At 70.0% G+C, this 18,696-nt stretch carries 13 protein-coding genes; 6 read left to right on the top strand and 7 right to left on the bottom strand.

Going from position 1 to position 18,696, the window contains the following annotated elements:
• The first annotated feature begins 556 nt into the window (after positions 1-556).
• The 3 genes from ACYVDA_RS18240 to ACYVDA_RS18230 all read left to right on the top strand — a co-directional run bounded on the left by ACYVDA_RS18240 (position 557) and on the right by ACYVDA_RS18230 (position 6,398).
• The gene (locus ACYVDA_RS18240) at positions 557-1,474 is read left to right on the top strand and encodes a sigma-70 family RNA polymerase sigma factor (protein WP_460819904.1); all 918 of its coding nucleotides are present in this window, start codon (positions 557-559) and stop codon (positions 1,472-1,474) included.
• An 857-nt stretch (positions 1,475-2,331) separates the two neighbouring features.
• On the top strand, positions 2,332-5,148 hold the full coding sequence (locus tag ACYVDA_RS18235) for a hypothetical protein (RefSeq protein ID WP_460819902.1): 2,817 nt from the start codon (positions 2,332-2,334) through the stop codon (positions 5,146-5,148).
• Between the two features lie 32 nt (positions 5,149-5,180).
• A complete protein-coding gene (locus ACYVDA_RS18230; RefSeq protein WP_460819901.1) occupies positions 5,181-6,398 on the top strand; it encodes a hypothetical protein in 1,218 nt (405 codons plus the stop codon).
• A gap of 748 nt (positions 6,399-7,146) precedes the next feature.
• Here the strand turns inward: ACYVDA_RS18230 and ACYVDA_RS18225 are convergent.
• Positions 7,147-7,452 (bottom strand): hypothetical protein, encoded by a 306-nt coding sequence (locus ACYVDA_RS18225; protein WP_460819900.1) that lies wholly within the window; start codon positions 7,450-7,452, stop codon positions 7,147-7,149.
• Positions 7,453-7,765: 313 nt separating this feature from the next.
• Here ACYVDA_RS18225 and ACYVDA_RS18220 point away from each other — a divergent pair, with 313 nt between their 5' ends.
• From ACYVDA_RS18220 to ACYVDA_RS18210, 3 genes are read left to right on the top strand one after another with little or no spacing between them, the layout of a single operon-like run.
• Complete coding sequence (locus tag ACYVDA_RS18220) at positions 7,766-8,284, top strand: MarR family winged helix-turn-helix transcriptional regulator (protein WP_460819899.1); 519 nt, start codon at positions 7,766-7,768, stop codon at positions 8,282-8,284.
• 59 nt (positions 8,285-8,343) lie between these two features.
• Positions 8,344-11,571, top strand: a complete 3,228-nt coding sequence (gene icmF, locus ACYVDA_RS18215) for a fused isobutyryl-CoA mutase/GTPase IcmF (RefSeq protein ID WP_460819898.1) — start codon at positions 8,344-8,346, stop codon at positions 11,569-11,571.
• Positions 11,572-11,575: 4 nt separating this feature from the next.
• The gene (locus ACYVDA_RS18210; RefSeq protein ID WP_460819897.1) at positions 11,576-12,337 is read left to right on the top strand and encodes a helical backbone metal receptor; all 762 of its coding nucleotides are present in this window, start codon (positions 11,576-11,578) and stop codon (positions 12,335-12,337) included.
• Here the strand turns inward: ACYVDA_RS18210 and ACYVDA_RS18205 are convergent.
• From ACYVDA_RS18205 to ACYVDA_RS18180, 6 genes are read right to left on the bottom strand one after another with little or no spacing between them, the layout of a single operon-like run.
• Positions 12,334-13,251 (bottom strand): MBL fold metallo-hydrolase, encoded by a 918-nt coding sequence (locus ACYVDA_RS18205; RefSeq protein ID WP_460819896.1) that lies wholly within the window; start codon positions 13,249-13,251, stop codon positions 12,334-12,336. The genes ACYVDA_RS18210 and ACYVDA_RS18205 overlap by 4 nt on opposite strands.
• A 7-nt stretch (positions 13,252-13,258) precedes the next feature.
• On the bottom strand, positions 13,259-14,035 hold the full coding sequence (locus tag ACYVDA_RS18200; RefSeq protein WP_460819895.1) for a crotonase/enoyl-CoA hydratase family protein: 777 nt from the start codon (positions 14,033-14,035) through the stop codon (positions 13,259-13,261).
• Positions 14,032-14,799 carry a nuclear transport factor 2 family protein gene (locus tag ACYVDA_RS18195; protein WP_460819894.1) on the bottom strand — a complete coding sequence of 256 codons (768 nt, stop codon included), beginning with the start codon at positions 14,797-14,799 and terminating at the stop codon, positions 14,032-14,034. Before ACYVDA_RS18195 ends, ACYVDA_RS18200 begins: the two co-directional genes overlap by 4 nt.
• A complete protein-coding gene (locus tag ACYVDA_RS18190; protein WP_460819893.1) occupies positions 14,796-16,325 on the bottom strand; it encodes an AMP-binding protein in 1,530 nt (509 codons plus the stop codon). Before ACYVDA_RS18190 ends, ACYVDA_RS18195 begins: the two co-directional genes overlap by 4 nt.
• 10 nt (positions 16,326-16,335) lie before the next feature.
• A complete protein-coding gene (locus tag ACYVDA_RS18185) occupies positions 16,336-17,523 on the bottom strand; it encodes an acyl-CoA dehydrogenase family protein (protein WP_460819892.1) in 1,188 nt (395 codons plus the stop codon).
• Positions 17,523-18,668, bottom strand: a complete 1,146-nt coding sequence (locus ACYVDA_RS18180) for a thiolase family protein (protein WP_460819891.1) — start codon at positions 18,666-18,668, stop codon at positions 17,523-17,525. Before ACYVDA_RS18180 ends, ACYVDA_RS18185 begins: the two co-directional genes overlap by 1 nt.
• Positions 18,669-18,696 lie beyond the last annotated feature (28 nt).

The raw sequence follows: 18,696 nt of genomic DNA, 5'->3' as shown, positions 1-18,696 counted from the left end.
CGTGGCGAGCGCGTGATCGTTCGCAGCCTCCCGGTCGACACCCGGGACCCAGTCCGAACTTGCTGACAGGGGTCTATCCACATCGACGTCCGGCTGCCGCGCCCGCTGGCCCCACCGAGGTCCCTGTCGGCCACTGTGTTCGCAAGGCCCGCCCGACGAGTGGTCTTCGTCGCGACTGTCCGCTTCGACTCGGTTCGACGCGGCGTGATGTCCACGACCGTCGGTCGAGCGGTGCCCACAGGACGTGCGGTCGTGCGGCCGGTGCCGAGCCAACCCTGGTAGGTCGTCCCGATCACGAAATGGTAGGTCGTGCTCCTCGACAGCATGAGCATCGCGGTGCCGGATGCGGCCACGAGCTCGAGCGCCACCCGGGGGGAAGGGGAGCCACAGCAGCCCGGTCCCACCCCAGGGGGTGGACCTCATCGCGAGGCGTTTCGCCCTGAACGTGAAGGGCTTACCGTGACCAAACGGTCCTCGAGACCGAGTTGGAACCTCGGCCACGCGCGTTGCGGACACCGGCAACGACCCAGATCGACACCGAATTGCGGTGAGTTTCATGAGCACCTCCACCACTCCCGTCACGACCACGAGCACGACCTCCTCGATCCCCAGCACTCGCACCCCTGCACCTCGAGGGGCCCCGGATGCGTTCTCCTCCACCCGGGCCGAGACGGTCCGGCGCGCTCGTGCGGAGCGCGCATCCGCCACGGCGGACCTCTTCCGGCGAGGGGTCGAGTGCGACGACGCAGCCGAGGCTGAGCTCCTGGTCGAGGAAGCCATCCTGCTCAACATCGACGTGGCCGAGGCTGTCGCCTCGCGCTACCACCGGCGTGGCATCGCCGCCGAGGAGCTCGACGCCGTCGCACGCTTGGGCCTGGTCAAGGCCGCCCGCCGCTTCGACCCCAGCCTGGGCCACGACTTCCTCTCCTTCGCCGTCCCCACCGTCCGCGGCGAAGTGCGTCGCTACTTTCGCGACCGCGGCTGGATGGTGCGACCGCCGCGCCGAATCCAGGAGCTCCAGCTCCAGATCGCCGGGATCGAGGGTCAGCTGGGCGGCACCGTCGGGCACCACCCCGACGCCGCCGAGGTCGCGGCAGCGCTCGGCTGCCCCCGCCAGGACGTCATCGAGGCGTACGCCGCCCGCGGTTGCTTCTCGGCGACCTCCCTGGACTCCACCCCGGCCGACTCTGACGCCGCAGCCCCGATGGTCGACCGCCTGGGGGACGACGACCCGGGCATGGCCGAGGTCGAGACGCGCGAGATGCTGCGCCCCGCGCTGGCTTCGCTGAACGAGCGCGACCGGCTGATCGTGCAGCTGCGGTTCTTCGACGGGCTCAATCAGTACGAGATCGCCGATCGTCTCCACGTCACCCAGGTGCAGGTCTCCCGCCTGCTCCAGCGCATCATGCGCGACCTGCGGGTGTCCCTGGAGGACGAGGTCGACGCCCCCAGTGCGGCTGGCCAGGAGCGGTGATGTCGGCGGTCCAGGAGCCCGCCCCCAGGCCCCAGAACAGGCCGGGGTTCTCCTCGGCGCTGGCGCGACGAAGCTCCCCGTCGCCAGTGACGACCTCGAAGGCGACCACGTGGTCGGAGGCGAATCCCGGCGAGCGCCCGATCGGACTCAGGCCATCGCCGGTGAGGTAGCCGACGACACCGACGCCGCCTGGCCGCGCGGCGTGGCGCCGTGCCGAGACCGGGTACGCCGAGCTGGGGGTTGACCCGCTGAAGGCGACGCCGTCCTCGTCCTCAAGGCGAAGATGCAGCTGCTCCAGGCCCTTGACGAGGACCAGCGCGCGTCGTCCTCTGCCAAGAAGGTCTCACCGGGGTCGCCGGCCCGGGAGTTACGCGGTGGTCGCCGGCCCGTGCGCAATAGCTCTTCTGGCTAGTGCGGCGCAGGAGCGGTGTGAATTGGCCACTGTCAGGCCTCGGCTGAGCGTGAAACAGGCGACAGCGGGGATGGTGCGGACCACTGAAGGTCGGGGGCCCGGAGTTGGATGGTCTAGCTGTCGGTCGTCGGACTATTCGGTCAATCCGGATGTTGCAGACGCTGGGACTCGAGGACTGCCACGCGTGGTCTTCGTAGGTGGTACTCCTAGCGCGGCGCCCAGCGAGGGTGGCTATCGAGGACGCGGAGCACTCATGGCACGAGTAGGACTGAAGGGCATCACGAAGCGTTGGCTGGGAGCCAGCCTGAGCGTCTTGATCGGTGGTACCGGTCTGGTGATCGCCGCGCCTCCCACCGCACAAGCCGCAACCGCCTCTTCGGCCACGGCGCCGGCCTCGTCTTCCTCCTCGGCTGCGGCATCGACAGCGACCGGGCTGGCCTCCCAAGTGTCGTCGCTGGTCGTCGCCCCGCCACCGAAGTCCATCGACTACTCCGCGACGCTGGCCACCACGGGCCAGGGGTTGTGGGGCACCGGCGATGCTCCGGCACCCGTCGACATCTACCACCCGTGGTTCGACCAGAAGTTCAGCGGCTCCGGTGGTTTCGACAAGGTCACCGAGGCGTCGTTCGATCCGTGCTTCGGGATCCTCGGGGGTTGCACCGTCAGCATCGGTACCTACGGGGCCGCCTTCACCGCCTCGGTGAGCGGCGAGATCGGCATGGGCGACACCTTCCACGGCTACCAGCCCGGCAAGGTCGACGTCTCCTACCCGATGAAGACGCGCTTCACCACACCTGCTGATGACTCCTTCGCCCCCGGTGACACCGTCGACGTGACCACCCGGGCCCCCTCGCCCCAGCCGGCCTCCTCGATCACCACGACCTCGCCCACCCTCTCGGGCGTCTCCATCGATGGGACGTTCGGCTTTCACGCCTCCGCCAGCGGCAAGATCTGTGTCGTCTCCTGCCTGGGTGGCACGATCTTCTCCCTCGACATTCCCGGCAGCGGCGCCACCGCCTCGGGGAGCATCCTGTCCCTGTCGGTCGATGACCTCCTGATGGTCCAGAACATGGGGCTTTCCAAGTGCTTCGGCATAGCCGAGGGCGTCCTGCTGGGGGCCACGACCTTCCCCAACGACAAGGACTACTGCAACAACAAGACCGGCCCCGGCAACGACACCGGGTACGTCAAGCTCCCCGACCCCCAGATCGGCCGCCAGGCCAGTGGGGCAGCCGGCGCCGCGACGACCATCGCCGGGACCACGTTGTCAGCTCATGACAAGGACCAGTTCCTCGTCGTCCCGATCAGCGCGATGAAGTGGATAGGCAACCTGACCGGGCTTCCTATCGGCTTCCCGAACCTGTCCGCCACCTTCAACGGCACCGGCGTCTCCTACACCACCATGGACCTGATCGTGACCGCCGTGCTCAGCCAGACCCGCGAGGTGTCCTTCACCCCCGTGGTCAACGTGACCATGGACTTCGGCCGCAAGATCGACTACAGCGTCGTCGACCCCGGCACCAACAACGTCACCCAGGTCAACAGCGACACCAAGGCCACCTTCCCCCTCGGCAGCACCCTGCGCCTGGTGGTGCCCGATGCGATGACCATCACCCCCACCCTGTCCATGTTCGACACCGCCTTCCACAACCACACCTTCGACTCCCTGGACGGCACCGCCCAGGTCAAGGCCCTCTCGCTCTACGCCAGCATCGGCGCCAGCGGGCCGTTCCCCGGCATCGACGTCAAGATCCCCCCGCTCTACGACTCCGGCGCCCTGCCCCTAGGCGGCACCACGCTGGACACCGCCACGAACAAGACCTGGCAGCTCGGCGGCTTCAACAAGGCCCAGCTGGCCCCGTTCAACCTGGTCCCCGACCCGCCGCCGACACCGACCCCCTCCACCGTGAACCCCGTCGAAGGCGCACCCTTCACCAACCAGGTCGTGGGCACCTTCCACGACCCCGACACCCACGACGCCGCCAACATCGCAGCGAACGATTACACCGCCTCGATCACCTGGGGTGACGGCCACACCAGCGACGGCACCATCACCGGCACGAACGACAACTTCACCGTCTCCGGCACCAACACCTACGAGGAGGAAGGCTCCTACCCCGTCGACGTCACCGTCACCGACGTCATGGTGCCCACCTCCCGCGCCACCGCCCACTCGCACGCCGTGGTCGCAGACGCCGCACTGACCGTCACCGACACCCCGAAGCTGACCAGCACCGAGGGCGCTCCGACCACCGCTGGCACCCGGGTCGCGACCTTCACCGACGCTGACCCCCACGGCGCTGTCGCCGACTTCAGCGCATCCATCGCTTGGGGTGATGGCTCCACCGACAACGCGACCGTGGTGGCGAACTCCAGCGGCGGCTTCGACGTCCTGGCACCGGCCCACACCTACGAGGAAGAGGGCTCCCCCACCGTCGTGGTCTCCATCGCCGACGCAGGCGGCGCACGCGCCACCACCCGACCGGTCATGACCACCTCAGACGCAGCACTCACCGCCGGGCCCGCGGTGACCAACGGCACCAGCTGGGGCACCAACAACCCCATCCTGCTCTGGCCCAACCCGGGCAACGCCGTCCTCGCCACCTTCACCGACGACGACCCCCACGGCACTCCTGCCGACTTCACGGCCGTCATCACCTGGGGCGACGGGTCCACCTCACCCGGCACCGTGGCCTCCACGACGGGCGCTCCGGCCGGCAAGACCCGGTTCAGCGTCACCGGATCCCACACCTACACCGACGCCCAGCTCGGCCAGCACCCCATCTCGGTCCTGATCACCGACGACGGCGGCGCATCCACCACCGCCCGCACCACCTTGTTGGCCTACGCCTTCCCCACCACCGGCGGCGTGTTCGCCCTCGGCGACCGGTCGACGCAGGTCGCGACGAGCTCCACCCTGCTGAACTTCTGGGGAAGCTCCTGGGCGAAGACCAACACGCTGACGGCCGGTGCGGCTCCGAACGCATTCAAGGGCTACATCGCCAACCCGCCCAGCCTCGCCGCACCGCCGTCGACCTGCCCGTCCTCGACCTCCTTCACCACCGGACCCGGCACCTCAGCGGTACCCCCTGGCACCGTGCCGTCCTACATGGCGGTCCTGGTCACCTCCCAGGTCAACAAGGACGGCTCGGTCATCAGCTCCAACCAGGGCCGCCGTTGGGTCGTGGTCCACACCTCGCCCGGCTACGGGCCCGCAGCAGGCCATGATGGCACCGCCACCATCGCGGCCGGTCTCTGCTGAGACCGTCGGCCCTCGGGAAAAGGACACCCACCATGCATCCACCGAGTCCCAAGCACGCCTTCGTCGGGCTCCTCACCCTCACCATCGCCCTGACCGGGACCGGCTGCGGCAGCCACAGCACCGCCAACCCCAACCAAGCCAGCAGCAACAGCTCCCCCGGGGCGACCTCGAGCAACTCAACAGCGGCTACCAACGTCACCCTCGCGAAGGCCGTGCTGACCCCCGGGGAGGCACCAGCAGGCACCTCCTACCTGAAGAAGGACTCCGGCCCCCAGTCACTGACCGACGTGTTCCACGACAGCAAGGACGCCCCCGCACTGCGCGCCAAGCTGAAGGCGAGTGGGTTCCGCGGCGCCTACCGGACCCTGTTCGTCGGCACCCCCGGGCTCAGCTCCCTCGGAGCCGCCCAACGGTCGGTCGCGAACTTCTCCCTCGTGTTCGGGACCCCCGCCGCAGCCGCCAAGGGCCGCACCCGACTCGACTCCGCGATCAAGGTCACCGGCTCCGCGACGCCGCTGCCCGACCCGCACCTGGGAACCTCCGACACCGCGTTCAAGGCCCCCTTGGCCCAGCTGCACGGCTCCACCTACTACTACAGCTGGCAACAGGGGCCGGTCGTACGCGTCCTCATCGACGCCGGCGGCACCCACGGCACCAGCGCCACCACCAGCCTCGCGCTCGCCCGCACCATCGCCGCACACCCCGCCACGAACCCGGCCACGGCCACGGCCAAGTCCTTGGTCCTCCAGCCCACCGAGGCACCCCACGGCACCCAGTACGTCGCCGCGAAATCCGGACCCCGGAATGCCTCCGACTTCGGGCAACCCTCGGTAGCTGCCGACCTGTCCAAGCTCGGCCTCACGTCGGCCTACTCGGCGCTGTTCCTCTCCCCCGGTCTGGCCCACCCGCAGCCCGGCCGCACCAGCGCCCCCACCAACGTCGTGTCCTCCCAAGCCCAGGCCTACGACAACGACACCGACGCCTCCCGCGCCTACCACGTCTTCATCGACCGCCAGCGCAAGACCCTCCAAGGTCACCCCGCGACCCTGCTCACCGACAACACCCTCGGCACCGAACGGTTCGGGTTCAAGTACGTCGACCACAAACCCACCGGCGACATCACCGGCATCAGCTACTACTGGCGCGAGCACAACCTCGTCCTCAGCATCTCAGTCGTCGGGTCCCCCACTTTCGCCACAGACGCCGCCACCCGCGCCCTGGCCAAGACCATCGACGCCCGCCTCAGATGAAGAACACCCCTCCCGGGACGTCACACGGGGCGAGCATGGACCGATGACCCGCCCCGGCGACCAGGGAACGACGCCACCCACCGGGCCGCGCGTCCCCATTCCCCGCCGCCCAGGGGGACATGCATGGAGACATGCACGTCACCACGCGGCAAGGCGGCGAGGAGTCGGCCTCGCTCCTGCGTCAACTGCTGGAGTTGAACGCCTACGAGTTGTCGACAGTCGACGGTCGCGACATCGGCGCCCACGGCCACTTCGGTCACCCCCACTCGACCTCTACCGGGTCCCGACGGACGGCGCGGCGTAGGTCATCCACACCGCCGCCGGCTCGCCGGGTTCGCCCTGCTGCGCCTGGGGCGACCACACCAGGTCTTGGCAGCGCACCCCGGTGCGCGAATCACCCACCAGGTCCCCGGGAACACCGCAGCCACGGACTTCTGGCGCCGGGCCGTTCCCACCCCCTGCACCGAAACCAGTGACAACCACGGGACGAGGCAGAGCTCCGTACTCTGACCGGCAGAACAGGCCGGGGTCTGCTGCACGAACTGGTGACAGTGCCAGGCAGTCCAGCACGAGAACCCCTTGACCCCCAGGTCGGCGGGCCGCGCGGCCCAGCGTGGAACGGTCGTCTGTGAGGCCCGCCCGGTCTCCAGTCCCCCGCTTGATCTCATCTGTCCCGCCCTGTCGTGGTCCCAAATTGGTCCCAGGCGTGGGTGGTGAGCACACTACGAGCCAGCTCCGAGGACAGACCTCAGCTTGGTGTCACCCATCGGTACGGCAGACCCATCATCAGATTCGCGACCTTCGTCGCCAGGCCGGTGGGCAGGGTGGCGATGAGAAGAACGGCGTACGCGGACAGGGCGTCGGAGAAGGTCGAGACTGCCGCGAGGGTTGTGACGACGGCGACGTAGACCCAGCCAACACGCGGCAGTCGCCAAAACGAGCCGACGGCAGGATCGACATGGTCTGTCAGAGGGGAAATGGTGCCGCGCGCCGCGATCGATGCAGTGCGGTTCGACCTCGCTGCGTCGCCGACCGGAGTCGAGACGGGCGCCACGTCAGGCCACCCGACCGGGTGGGCTCCCGCGTCGCATGTTTGCCGAAGCTTGTTGCGCCAGTGCGGCACCAGGCCCTGGTCCGGCAGACGAACCCTGACCTGACGGGACTTCCAGGGAACACGGGTGGGAAATGGAATCCAGGGTCCCGAACGTCTGATGAGGGGTTCGTACCTGACGTCGTTGGAACTGCGGAACTCGCCCTGGGTGATTGAGCCGTGCCCGACGTCGAACTGGCCAGGACCCCGTCCCCCAGGATGATCATGCAGTCGCTACGGAGACCGCGCCCCGGTCCCGCCCACGTACCCTCCCCCCATGAGTGAGGCTCGGGACCCCATACGTGAGGCTCACGACCAGTGGGTCCAGCACGGGTGGCGAGACGCCGCTGACGGGATGGCCATGGTCACCTCGGTGGTGCGTGCCCACCAGCTGCTGATGGAACGGGTCGATGCCCAGCTCCGGCCGCTGGACCTCACGTTCGCCCGGTTCGAGATCCTGCGTCTGCTGGCCTTCACCCGCGCCGGGTCGATGTCGATGACGCGGCTGGGCTCCCTGCTGCAGGTGCACCCCACCAGCGTCACCAGCGCCGTCGACCGGCTGGTGCGCCAGGGGTACGTCGAGCGCCTCCGACGCCAGGACGACCGACGCGTCGTCCTGGCCTCGCTGACCCCACAAGGACGTGAGGCCGTGGGCGCTGCCACCACGGCCCTCAACCGCGGGGTCTTCGAGCAACCCGGCGTGCCCGCCGAGAGCGTCCGCCGACTGACGGAGATGCTGGGCGACCTCCGGGCGGTCGCCGGTGACCACGTCTCTCCCCGACGACCCTCGACCTAGATAGTTGGATGTCCTACTATTGACCGTCCTGGGACATCCAACGACCCGTCGAGGTAGGCATGACCGCGCTCCACACCCCCCAGCATCACGTCCGTCTCGTCACCGCCTCCAGCCTCTTCGACGGTCACGACGCCTCAATCAACATCATGCGGCGCATTTTCCAGAGCCAGGGTTGCGAGGTCATCCACCTCGGCCACAACCGCTCCGTGCAGGAGGTCGTCGACGCAGCGCTCGAGGAGGACGTCCAGGGGGTCGCGGTGTCGTCCTACCAGGGCGGCCACGTGGAGTACTTCGAGTACCTCGTGGAGTCGCTGCACGCCGCAGGGGCCGAGCACGTGAAGGTCGTGGGCGGCGGCGGCGGCGTCATCGTTCCGGCCGAGATCACTCGGCTGAGGGAGTCCGGGGTGACCATCTTCTCCCCCGAGGACGGCCAGAAGATGGGTCTGGTCGGCATGATCAACTCCGTCGTCACCGCGTGCGACTTCGATCCGTGGGAGAAGCGTCAGGCCGACCTCCCCGCGGTGCTCTCCGGGGACCGCACAGCGATCGCGCGAGCGATCACCGGCGCCGAGGCAGGTCTGCTCGGGGATAACCTTCTCCAGGGTGTCCGCAGAGCTGCTGCCGGACACACGGTCCCCGTGCTTGGCATCACCGGCACCGGCGGCTCCGGCAAGTCCAGCCTGACCGACGAGCTCGTACGCCGCTTCCGTGTCGACCAGCAGGACAAGCTGCGCATCGGCGTGATCGCCGTCGACCCCACCCGCCGCAAGGGTGGCGGTGCGCTCCTGGGTGACCGCATCCGCGCCAACGCCCTGGACGGAGACCGGGTGTTCTTCCGCAGCCTTGCCACCCGCGGATCGCACGAGGTGCCCGAGCACCTCGCTGACGTGATCGACGTGATGAAGGCCGCCGGGTTCGACCTGGTGGTCGTGGAGACCCCCGGCATCGGGCAGGGTGACGCCGCGATCGTGCCGTTCGTGGACTCCTCGCTCTACGTGATGACCCCGGAGTTCGGTGCTGCCTCCCAGCTGGAGAAGATCGACATGCTCGACTTCGCCGACACCGTGGCGATCAACAAGTTCGAGCGCCGCGGAGCCAAAGACGCCCTACGCGACGTGGGCCGTCAGATGGTGCGCAACCGTGAGGCCTTCGGCCGGCAACCCGCCGACATGCCGGTCTTCGGCACCAGCGCCGCGACCTTCAACGACGACGGAGTCACCGCGCTCTACCAGCACCTGCGCGACCAGCTCGCCGACCAGGGCCTCCACGTGACCAGCGGGACTCTCCCCCACGTCGACGTGCGGCACTCCTCGGGCATCCGCCAGGTGGTCCCCACCGAGCGGGTCCGCTACCTGGCCGAGATCACCGAGACCGTCCGCGGCTACCACGCCCGCACAGAGGAGCACGCCGCCGCGGCCAGCCGGCTGCAGCGTCTCGACCTGGTCCGGAACGAGCTGGAGCAGGCGGGCCAGCCCACCGACGGCGTCGAGGCCCTCCTCGAACTCGCCCGCAAGGCGCTGCCCCACGAGATCGTCGACCAGCTCGAGGCGTGGCCGGCCGTGGTCAAGTCCTACTCCGGCGACGAGCAGGTCGTGCGGGTCCGCGACAAGGAGCTGCACACCAAGCTCACCCGTGAGTCCCTGTCGGGCAACAAGATCCCGCGCGTCTCGCTCCCCCGCTTCACCGATCACGGCGAGCTAGTGCGCTTCTGGCGCCGCGAGAACCTGCCCGGGTTCTTCCCCTACACCGCCGGCGTCTTCTCCTTCAAGCGCGACGGCGAGGACCCCGCCCGGATGTTCGCCGGCGAGGGCGACCCCGCCCGCACCAACCGTCGCTTCAAGATCCTCAGCAACGACGGCGAGGCCACCCGCCTCTCGACCGCGTTCGACTCGGTCACGCTCTACGGCCGCGACCCCGACCCCCGCCCCGACGTCTACGGCAAGGTCGGCACCTCGGGCGTCTCGGTGGCCACGCTCGACGACATGAAGGTGCTGTACGGCGGCTTCGACCTGGTCTCGCCGTCGACCAGCGTGTCGATGACGATCAACGGCCCCGCGCCGACCGTGCTGGCGTTCTTCCTCAACACCGTGATCGACCAGCAGGTCGAGAAGTTCCGCGAGCGCGAGGACCGCGACCCGGACCAGGCCGAGCACCACGAGCTCGCGGCGTACGCCCTGGCGAACGTGCGGGGCACCGTGCAGGCCGACATCCTCAAGGAGGACCAGGGCCAGAACACCTGCCTGTTCTCCACGGAGTTCTCCCTGCGGATGATGGCCGACATCCAGGAGTGGTTCATCGAGAAGCAGGTGCGCAACTTCTACTCGGTGTCAATCTCCGGCTACCACATCGCCGAGGCCGGGGCGAACCCGATCAGCCAGCTGGCCTTCACCTTGGCCAACGGCTTCACCTACGTCGAGGCCTACCTCGCGCGCGGCATGGAGATCGACGACTTCGCGCCGAACCTGTCCTTCTTCTTCTCCAACGGCATGGACCCGGAGTACACCGTGCTGGGCCGTGTCGCCCGCCGGATCTGGGCGGTCACGATGAAGGAGAAGTACGGCGCAGGAGACCGGTCACAGAAGATGAAGTACCACGTCCAGACCAGCGGCCGGTCCCTGCACGCCCAGGAGATGGACTTCAACGACATCCGCACCACGCTGCAGGCGCTGATCGCGATCTACGACAACGCCAACAGCCTGCACACCAACGCCTACGACGAGGCCGTCACGACCCCCACCGAGGAGTCCGTGCGACGGGCCCTGGCGATCCAGCTGATCATCAACCGCGAGTGGGGCCTGGCGATGAACGAGAACCCCCTCCAGGGCTCGTTCATCATCGATGAGCTGACCGACCTGGTGGAGAAGGCGGTGCTGGCCGAGTTCGACAGCATCAACGAGCGCGGCGGCGTGCTGGGCGCGATGGAGACCGGCTACCAGCGGGGCCGGATCCAGGACGAGTCCATGCTCTACGAGCACCGCAAGCACGACGGCTCGCTGCCGATCGTCGGGGTGAACACCTTTGTCAAGCCCGACTCCGACGTGACGCCGCCCGAGGTGGAGCTCGCCCGCGCGACCGAGGCCGAGAAGGAGTCGCAACTCAGGCGCGTCCAGGAGTTCCAGGCCGGCCACGCGAGCGAGGCCACTGAGGCGCTCACCCGGCTCAAGGACGCGGCCACGTCGGGCCAGAACGTGTTCGCCGTGCTGATGGAGGCCGCCCGCGTCTGCTCGCTGCAGCAGGTCACCGAGGCGTTCTTCGAGGTCGGCGGGCAGTACCGCCGCAACGTCTGACGTGGTGGTCCTCGACGACCTGGGCGTGGCCCTCCCGGCCGCGGGCCACGCGGGACCGGTGCGGCGGGTGGTCTCGCTGGTGCCCTCGATCACCGAGGCGCTGGCCAGCGCCCGGCCCGAGGCCCTGGTCGGCGCCACCGACTGGTGCACCCACCCGGCCGACCTCGACGTACGCCGGGTCAGAGGCACCAAGAACCCCGACGTGGCCGCGGTCGTGGCCCTCTCCCCCGACCTGGTGGTGGCCAACAAGGAGGAGAACCGCGAGCTCGACGTGCGCCGCCTCCGCGACGCCGGCTTGCGTGTCTGGGTGACCGGCATCGAGACGGTCCCCCAGGCGCTGACCAGCCTAGACCGGCTGTTCGCCGAGGCCCTGCAGTGGGCCCCGCCCGGCTGGCTGGCCGAGGCGCGCGACCTGTGGTCCGGCCCCCTGCCGCCGGTCAGCCGTCGGGTCATCATCCCGGTCTGGCGCGACCCCTGGATGGTCGTCGGCACCAGCACCTTCACCGGCGACCTGGCCCGCCGGCTCGGCCTGGAGAACGTGTACGCCGACCATGCCGACCGCTACCCCCACGTCGACCTGACTGACGTCGACGCAGCCGGTGCGGACGTCGTCCTGCTGCCCGACGAGCCCTACCCGTTCACCGCCGACGACGGTCCCGAGGCGTTCCCGCGCACCCCCACCGAGCTGGTGAGCGGGCGGTTGCTCACCTGGTACGGGCCCTCCCTGGTCGAGGCCCACCGCAGCCTCGCACGAGGAACTGCCTAGGCGTGGCAGGTCAGGGGACGCCCGCCGTTGAGGGCCACCATGTCCTCGAAGGCCGCGCCCAGGTCGATGCGGGCGCCCGGCTCGCACCCCGCGAGCTCGGCGTAGGCCCGGTGCAGGTTGCCCACGACCCGCTCGGCGTCGAGCCACCCGGCGTACTCCCCCAGGTCGGCGCCCCTCGCGGTCTCCAACGGCGTGCATCCGGCCGCGCGGCCCTGGACAGCGAGGTCTTGCACGAGCCGCAGGTAGCCGCGCACGTCACCGATCATCGACGCTCCCCCGACAGGGCCGTGGCCGGGGACGACCACCTCCGGGGACAGAGCCTCGAGGTCGTCGAGCACGGCCAGCGCACCGGACACCGACCCGTGCGACATCAGCGGGGTGACGCCGTTGAAGAGCAGGTCACCGGCGAACAGCACCCGCTCCTGCGGCAGCCAGACGATCGAGTCGGCCACTGTGTGGGCCGGGCGCCCGACGTAGCGGACGTCGCACCGCATCTGGTCGACGTAGACCCGCAGCTCGCTCTCGTAGGTCAGGAAGGGCGGGGCGAGCTCGACGTGGCCCCAGTCGACCGGCTCCCAATAGGCAGGCGCGGGCGGGCGACCCCAGGCGAGCAGGGCGTCCCGCACCTTCTGGTGCCCGACGATGGTCGCACCGGGGAGCAGGTAGTTGCCGTAGGTGTGGTCGCCGTGGTGGTGGGTGTTGACCAGCGTGCGGACGGGTCGGTCGGTGACGTCGGAGATGGCGCGGAGGTACGCCGACGTGCGGTCGGCCGTCGCGCAGGTGTCGACGCTGACCACGCCGCTGCGGCCGACCATGAAGCCGGTGTTGTTGACGAACCAGCCGCCGTCGGCCTGCACGTGGGCGAACACGCGCTCGGCCACCTCGACGACGTGCGTCTCCCCCGCCACCGCCACCGGGGGCTCAGTCCGACCAGACCGGCGGGCGCTTCTCCGCAAAGGCGGCCGCCCCCTCGCGCGCGTCGGGCGAGGCCACGACCAGCTCGAGCAGCTCGTCCTGGCGCGCCACGTCGGCGACCGACAGCTCCCCGCCGCGGTTGACCAGCTCTTTGGTCGCACGCAGGGCGAGCGGGGCGTGCACGGCGATCTCGGCGGCAAGCTCGAGCGCGGCGTCGAGGGCGGAGCCGTGGGGGGTGAGCCGGCTGATCAGGCCCCAGCGGTCGGCGACCTGGGCGGAGAGGCGACGGCCGGTCAGGGCGTACTCCAGGGCGACCGCCCTCGGGACCCGGGCCGGCAGCCGCAGCAGGCCGCCCGCTCCGGCGATCAGCCCACGGGCCACCTCGGGGAAGCCGAAGGTCGCGTCCTCGGCGGCCACGACGAGGTCGCAGGCCAGGACCAGCTCGAACCCGCCGGCCAGCGCGGCCCCCTCGACCGCCGCGATCAGCGGCGTGCGGGGAGGGGTACGCGTGAAGCCCAGCCCGTGGCCGGGCACCTCGGGCCGCTGCCCGGTCGCCAGGAACGCCTTGAGGTCCATGCCGGCGCAGAAGTGGCCACCGCCGCCGGTGAGCACTCCGACCGCGATCCCGGGCGCGTCGTCGAGGCCGTGCACGGCCTCCCAGAGCAAGGTGGCCGTCGCCAGGTCGAGGGCGTTGCGCACCTCGGGCCGGTCCAGGGTAATCACGCGCACAGCGCCGCGGTCCTCGATGCGCACGGTCGGGCCGCGGACACCGTCGTCGGTCATGCCCGAGCCCGCTTGAGCGCCGACAGCGCGGCGAGACGGTCCGAGATCACGGTGCCCCCGACGACGCGGCCGCCTGCGACGGCGACCAGTCCGGCGACGTCGACGGTGCCGGCGGTGCCGGAGCCGTCGCGGGCGACGCCGTGCACCCGGCCGTGGAAGGCCACCCGGTCGCCGGCGGACATCACCAGGTCCACCTCGCCACGGTCGCTGCTCAACGCGGGGCCGGCATCGTCCAGGTGCTCGTCGTCCCAGGTGACTCCCTCGACCGGCGGCAGGCCCGCCGAGAGCCACCGGCGTACGACGTCCTCGGCGGCCGGGTCGGGCTCCGCGGGCGTGGTGTCCCACGGGGCCAGGGCAGGGGCGCCCACCGGGTCGGGGACGCCGGAGGAGAGCTGGCGCCGACGTGCGGCGTAGTCCTCCTCGGCCCACGTGCGGACCAGGTGCGTCCCGTCTCCTTCGAAGAGCACCACGCCGGTCCAGGCGGCGGCCCTCCCCTCGTGTTTGAGCGACGCGCCGTGCTCGCTGAACCGGATCGCCGCCTGGGTGCCGTTGGTCAGCACCTCGTGCACGGTCAGCACCAGGCCGGGGAACTGCGCGAGCTGGCCCACCGTCGCGTCGACGTACGCCGCCCGGGTGGTGAGGTCGAAGGTGCCGATGCGCAGGGCGTACTCCGGGACCATCAGGTCCTCGGTCGCCGCCGCGTCGTGGCCGTTGATCCAGTCGACCGCCCAGCGCCGCACCAGGGGCAGGATGGTGTCGGTCACGCGAGAGCACCGCCGTGGGTCATCCGCAGCTCCTTCTTCAGGATCTTGCCGGAGGCGTTGCGCGGCAGCAGCTCCACACTCTCCACCGCCTTCGGGCATTTGTAGTGGGCCAGTCGTTGACGGGCGAAGGCGATCAGCTCGGCCTCGTCGAAGGGCACCTGGGGGTCGACCACGACGAGCGCCTTGACGCTCTCCCCCCACCGCTCGGACGGTACGCCGATCACGGCGACCTCCACGACAGCCGGGTGGTGGGCCAGGATGTTCTCGACCTCGGCGGGATAGACGTTCTCCCCACCGGTGATCACCATGTCCTTCATCCGGTCGTGCAGGTACAGGAAGCCCTCGTCGTCGGCGTACGCCGCGTCGCCGGTGCGCAGCCAGCCGTCGGCCACGAGCGCCTCGGCGCTGACCTCCGGCTGGTGCCAGTAGCCGGGCGTGACCTGGCCGGACCGCACCCAGATCTCCCCCACCGTGCCGGCCTCGACCGGCTCCAAGGTGACGGGGTCGCGCAGCTCGACCTCGGCCGCCCACGGCAGCGCTTGGCCGATCGAGCGCAGCAGGTGCGCCCGCGGCCCGCCGGGGTCGTGGTGCTCCGCGTTCAGCGCGACCACGGTGCCGGAGGTCTCGGTCATGCCGTAGACCCCGAGGAACTCGCAATGCAGGGCTGCGATCGCCGACTGCAGCAACGCCTCGGACATCGGCGCGCCACCGTAGGCCACGACGGCCAGGCTGGACAGGTCGGCGTCGGCCAGGGCCGGCGAGCGCACGAGGTTCTGGATCACCGCCGGCACCATGAAGGCGTGCGTCACCCGGTGCTCCTCGATCGCCCGGATCAGGGTGGCCGGCTCGGAGTCGGGCACGAGCACGGTCGTGCCGCCCTGGCTGAGCGCGGTGGTGCCGTAGCCGACCCCGCCGATGTGGAACAGCGGCGAGGGCACCAGGTTCACCGTCGAGGCGTCCATGCCGTAGAGCAGCCGCCCGCTGGTCTGGGTGAACGACAGGTTCTCGTTGGTGATCAGCGTGCCCTTGGGCAGGCCGGTCGTGCCCGAGCTGTAGAGCTGCAGCAGCACGCTCGCCCCGGTGGTGACCGTCTCCACGGGGGTGGCGTCGGCGGCCGCCATCAGGGCGTCCAGCTCCTCCCCCGTCGACAGCACGCGTACGCCGAGCCCCTCGGCCGTCGGCGCGACGGCCGACAGCAGCTCTGGCCCGCAGACCAGCAGCGCGAGCTCGGCGTCGGCCACGATCGCGGCCAGCTCGCCGGGCGCCAGACGCCAGTTCAGCCCCACCAGCACGGCGTCCTGCAGGCTGCAGGCCAGCGCCAGCTCGAAGAACGCCGGTGAGTTCTTACCCAGGAAGCCGACCCGCTGCTGGCCGCTGACGCCCAGGTCGGCGAGCACGTGGGCGAGGCGGGTGCCGCGCTCCTCGAGCTGGGCGAAGGTCAGCCGGGTGTCGTCCAGGACGAGCGCGGTGGCCTCCGGCGTACGCCGGGCGAGGTCGGTGAGGACCCCCGCGAAGGTGAAGGTCATGTCTGCGACCTCAGTAGCTCTTCGGCAGCTTGAGGCTGTGCTGCGCGACGTAGTTGAGCACCATCTCGCGGCTGACCGGGGCCGTCTTGAGCATCCGGGCGGTGAACCACAGGTCGGACAGGCCGTACTCGTTGGACAGCCCGTTGCCGCCGTGGGTCTGCATTGCCTGGTCGAGGGCGAACAGGCAGGCGTCGGCCGCGGCCAGCTTGGCGATGTTGGCCGCCTCGGCACAGGTGCGGTCGTCCCCTGCGTCGAAGAGCTCCGCGGCGCGGAAGTTCATCAGCCGGGCCTGCTGCAGGTCGATGTAGGCCTTGGCCAGCGGGTGTGACAGTCCCTGGTGGGCACCGATCGGTTGGCTCCACACGATCCGCTCGTTGCCGTAGACCGAGGCGCGTTGCAGCGCGTAGAGCCCCATGCCCGAGGCGATCGCGGCCGCGGCGACGCGCTCGGGGTTGAGCCCGGCGAACACCTGCTGCAGCCCCTTGCCCTGCTCGCCGATCAGCGAGTCGGCCTCGACGTGGACGTCGTCGTAGAAGGTGACGAACTGGCGCTCGGGCGCCCGCAGCGCCGAGTCGATCGGGGTGTAGGAGAAGCCGGGCGCGTCGGTCGGGATGATGAACAGCGACAGTGTCCGGTTGCCCTCGGGGCCGGTCTCGGCGTCGCGCGCCACCACCATCACGGCGTCGGCCTCGTCGACGCCGGAGGTCCAGTACTTCTGACCCTTCAGCGTCCAGCCGCCACCGGCGGCCGGGGTGGCCGTGGTGGAGATGTTGTGGGTGTTGGTGCCGGCGTCGGGCTCGGTGATCGCGAACACCATCTTCTTGGTGCCGCTGCAGATGCCCTCGACCCAACGCTCCTTGAGGGTCTCCGAGCCGTGCCGGGCGATGATCGAAGCGGTGATCGAGGAGATCACGATCATCTGCATCGGGCACCCGTGGGCGGCCGTCTCCTCGATGACCACCGCGAGGTCGGCCAGGCCGCCACCCCCACCGCCGTACTCCTCGGGCATGTTGACGCCGAGGAAGCCGTTCTTGCCCAGATCGGCGTAAAGCTCGTCGGGGAAGCCACCTCGCTTTGCAGCGTCCTGGAAGTAGGCACGGCCATACTTGCCCACCAGCGACGACACGCTCTCGCGCAGGGCGCGACGCTCCTCGGTCTCAGGGATGAGCAGCGAGTGGCTCAGCTTCAAGTCAGCCATCAGAGCAGCTCGAGGATCGTCGCGTTGGACAGTCCGCCGCCCTCGCACATGGTCTGCAGGCCGTAGCGGGTGCCGGTCTGGCGCATGTGGTGGACCATCGTGGTCATCAGGCGGGCGCCACTGGCCCCCAGCGGGTGCCCGATCGAGATCGCGCCGCCGTTCGGGTTGATCAGGGCGCTGTCGGCGCCGATCTCGGCCTGCCAGGCCAGCGGCACCGAGGCGAAGGCCTCGCTGACCTCGAAGACCCCGATGTCAGAGACCGACAGGCCGGAACGGTCCAGGGCCTTCTTGGTCGCCGGGATCAGCGCGGTCAGGCTGATAATCGGGTCGTCACCGGCCACCACGGCCGTGTGGATCCTGGCGATGGGGGTCATCCCGAGCTCCGCAGCCTTCTCGCTGGTCGTCACGAGCAGAACCGCGGCGCCGTCGTTGATGGAGGAGCTGTTGGCCGCGGTGAGCAGGCCGTCTTCGGCGAAGACCGGGCGCAGGCCAGCCAGCTTCTCCAGCGAGCCGCCGGGACGGATGCCCTCGTCGTGCTCGACGGTGAGGCCGTCGGTGTTCTCGATGGCCACGATCTCGTCGGCGAACCGGCCGTCCTTCTGCGCACGGGCGGCGCGCTCGTGGGAGGAGAGCGCGAACTCGTCGAGCCGGGTGCGAGTGAAGCCCCAGCGTCGGGCGATCTCCTCGGCGCCCAGACCCATGTGCGGGCGGCGGCCGTCGTACCTCGCCGCGAAGCGCTCGCCGAAGGGGTCCTTGTCGAGCACCGAGGCACCCATCGGCACCCGGCTCATCACCTCGACCCCGCCGGCGACGACGACGTCGGCCTGGCCGGAGACGACCATGGCCGCCGCCGTGTGAACGGCCTGCTGGGAGGACCCGCACTGTCGGTCCATCGTGGTGCCGGGCACCGACTCGGGCCATCCGGCCGCGATCACGGCGTTGCGGGCCACGTTGTAGGTCTGCTCGGCCACCTGGTGCACGCACCCCCAGTGCACGTCGTCCACGACGGCCGGGTCCAGCCCGGTGCGGGCCACGAGCGCGGTCAGCAGGTCGGCGGACAGGTCCACTGGGTGCTGGCCGGACAACGCACCTCCCCGCTTGCCCACGGGGGTCCGGATGGCTTCAACGATGACGGCGTCGCGCACGGTCACTCCTGGGATGAGGGGGTGGTCA

It is taken from the genome of Nocardioides korecus (genome assembly GCF_054778395.1).
The sequence above is the reverse complement of the archived record's forward strand: the minus strand, read 5'-3'. Positions and strand labels throughout refer to the sequence as shown.